Origin of the sequence: Albidovulum sp., from assembly GCF_049646345.1 — a bacterium.
In the GTDB taxonomy this organism is placed as follows: domain Bacteria; phylum Pseudomonadota; class Alphaproteobacteria; order Rhodobacterales; family Rhodobacteraceae; genus Albidovulum.
Genome location: NZ_JBARVQ010000004.1, coordinates 1 through 2,723 on the forward strand (window position 1 = coordinate 1; position 2,723 = coordinate 2,723).

At 61.2% G+C, this 2,723-nt stretch carries 2 protein-coding genes and 1 pseudogene; 2 read left to right on the forward strand and 1 reads right to left on the reverse strand.

All coding sequences use genetic code 11. The features are described 5' to 3' along the window. Positions 1-1,150, forward strand: a 1,150-nt coding sequence (locus WBB85_RS00095; protein ID WP_432636586.1) for a beta-1,6-N-acetylglucosaminyltransferase, incomplete at its 5' end; no start/stop codon positions are given. A 9-nt stretch (positions 1,151-1,159) separates the two neighbouring features. Beyond that, positions 1,160-2,575 (forward strand): nodulation protein NodH, encoded by a 1,416-nt coding sequence (locus tag WBB85_RS00100; protein ID WP_432636587.1) that lies wholly within the window; start codon positions 1,160-1,162, stop codon positions 2,573-2,575. A 10-nt stretch (positions 2,576-2,585) separates the two neighbouring features. Here the strand turns inward: WBB85_RS00100 and WBB85_RS00105 are convergent. After that, a pseudogene (locus WBB85_RS00105) lies at positions 2,586-2,723 on the reverse strand (PTS lactose transporter subunit IIC); the annotation flags it as partial.

Consider the following 2,723-nt stretch of genomic DNA (forward strand, 5'->3'; position numbering starts at 1 on the left):
GTGGTGGTGCCTGACACGGCAGACCCTGTCGGCCATTCTGCAAGATCCGCACCGGGCGCGGTACGACCGCTATTTCCGCCGGGTCTGGATTCCCGACGAAAGCTATTTCCAGACGCTCGCCCGGCGCTATGCGACCCTGATCGAAAGCCGGTCCCTTACCCTGTCCAAGTTCGACTATCAGGGCAAACCGCATACGTTCTACGACGACCACCTGCAGCTTCTCAGGCGCTCCGACTGCTTTGTCGCGCGCAAGATATGGCCGCGCGCCGACCGTCTCTACCGGACGTTCCTGACCCCTGTATCCCAGCAGGTCGCCCGGGCTGAACCCAGCCCCGGCAAGATCGACCGCCTCTTCGCCAAGGCGGTGGAGCGGCGGACCCGCGGGCGGGCAGGTCTTTACATGCAAAGCCGGTTTCCGATGCGGGACCATGAAAACGGCAAGACCTGCATGCCCTATTCGGTGTTTCACGGCTTTTCGGACCTGTTCGACAATTTCGACCTGTGGTTGGGCAAGGCTGTCGGTGGCCGCGTCCATGGTCACCTGTTCGCCCCGGACCGTGTCGCGTTTTCCGGTGGTGAGACGATCTATAACGGTGCCCTGTCGGACAGTGCTGCCTTGCGGGATTACAATCCGAAATCCTTCCTGACAAATCTGATCTGGAACACACGCGGCGAACGGCAATGCTTTCAGTTCAGCCCGCGTGACAATCAGGATTGCAACTGGTTCATCGCCACCGATCCGAATGCCCAGATTTCGGTCATCTCCGGCGCATGGGCGGTCCCACTGATGCAGTCGAACCTGAACTTTGCCGATATCCGGAAGGAAGCCGCGCGGTTGCAGAAGATCGAGACAGAGCATCTGCAGATCCTCCGGACGATGTATGTCAAGGCGCGGCTCCGGATCTGGACCATGGCCGAGTTCATCGAGAACCCGATGGAGCCATTGCAGACGATCATCGATGAGATCCGCCCGCGCGCAACCCGGCAATTGACCGAAGCGCCAAAGATGGCCGATCTGACCGGGTTCGGGCAGTTCCTGCAAAACCTGAAGAACCAGGGCATGAAACCCACGCTGATGGGCGATTTCACAGTCGGGGGTGAGCCGCGCCCGCCGAGCGAGGACCGTGGCCGTCCCTATCTTGTGCGTTAAGGGGGGCAGGTGACGCGACCCTTCGACTATTTCGTGATCCTTGCGGAAATGCGCACCGGGTCCAACCTTCTGGAAGCGACGCTGGAGCAGGTCGCGGGGCTTTCCTGCCACGGCGAAGCGTTCAACCCCGATTACGTTGGCAGGCCGCGCAACAAGGACCTGTTCGGCGTCACGATGGCGGAGCGCCTGAAAGACCCGGCAGCGCTTCTGGAGCGGATTCGTCAGGCCGAAGGGTTCAACGGCTTCCGTTTTTTCTTCGATCACGAGCCGCGTGTGGTGGACGCCATCCTGAACGATCCGCGCTGCGCCAAGATCGTTCTGACCCGCAATCCCGTCGATTGTTATGTCAGCCTCAAGATCGCCTATAATACCAAGCGCTGGCAGCTCACGGATGTGAAGGACAAGGTTCACTGGAAACCACCCTTCAAGCCCGCCGAATTCGAAGCCTTCCTGCATGAGCGCCAGCAATTCCAGATCCGTGTGTTGAATGCGTTGCAGATCAGTGGCCAGACGGCTTTCTATCTGGACTACGAGGATTCGCTCAGGACCGATGTCATCAACGGCCTGTTGCAGCATCTGGGCCGGGAAGACCGGATTGAGGCGATCGCCGATACACTGATCCGCCAGAATCCCGAAGAGATGGAGAACAAGGTCCGCAACTACCCGGAAATGGAAGCGGCCCTTGAACGGATCGACTGGGCAAACCTCTACCGGACCCCGAATTTCGAACCCCGTCGTGGCCCGGGTGTCCCGCGTTTCATTGCCGCTGCCGGTGCACCGCTGCTGTACATGCCGTTGCAACCCATCCCCGATGCGCCGTTACGCGAGTGGATGGCGCAACTGGGCGAGGGCGGGCTGCTGGAGGAGTTTACCCAAAAGACCTTGCGGGTCTGGATGCGCAAGTCGCGTGGGCACCGCAGCTTCACCGTGCTGCGCCATCCGCTGGAGCGGGCGAATGATATCTTTTCGGCCCTCCTGACGCGGCCGGGTTTCATTGATATCCGTCAGACGCTTCGCGCGCAGTACGGCGTGCCCCTGCCGCCGGAGGATGCCATTGCCGGGATGTCCGAGGCTGAGTATCGCGCCGCGTTTCTTTCCTTCCTGACTTTCGTAAAGGCCAATCTGGCGGGGCAGACCGGTCTGCGCCAGGACATCCTCTGGGCCAGTCAGGCGACGCTTGTTCAGGGCCTTGGTCAGTTTGCAACGCCCGATCTGTTGTGCCGGGAAAGCAGGCTGGGCAGCGATCTTGGGTATCTTGCCCAGTCTGTGGGGCTCAAGGCCGCGCAACCGCCGAAGGCACTGGGCAGCACGGCCCTCTTTCCACTGGCGGCCATTCATGGTGACGATCTGGATGCGGCCGCACGGGATGCTTATCCGCGCGACTATATCCTGTTCGGCTTTGGCAAATGGAAAAAGTCGGCCTGATGGCCGACCATCACGCCGCCTGAGAGGAGGACCGCGCCTCGGTCAGGACCGCGTGCAAAGCCGCGGGATCGGCATTGGCGCGCAGCTTCGCGCAGATTGAGGCGTCGCGCATCGTGCGGGAAACCAGCGCGAGCGCCTTGAGATGCTC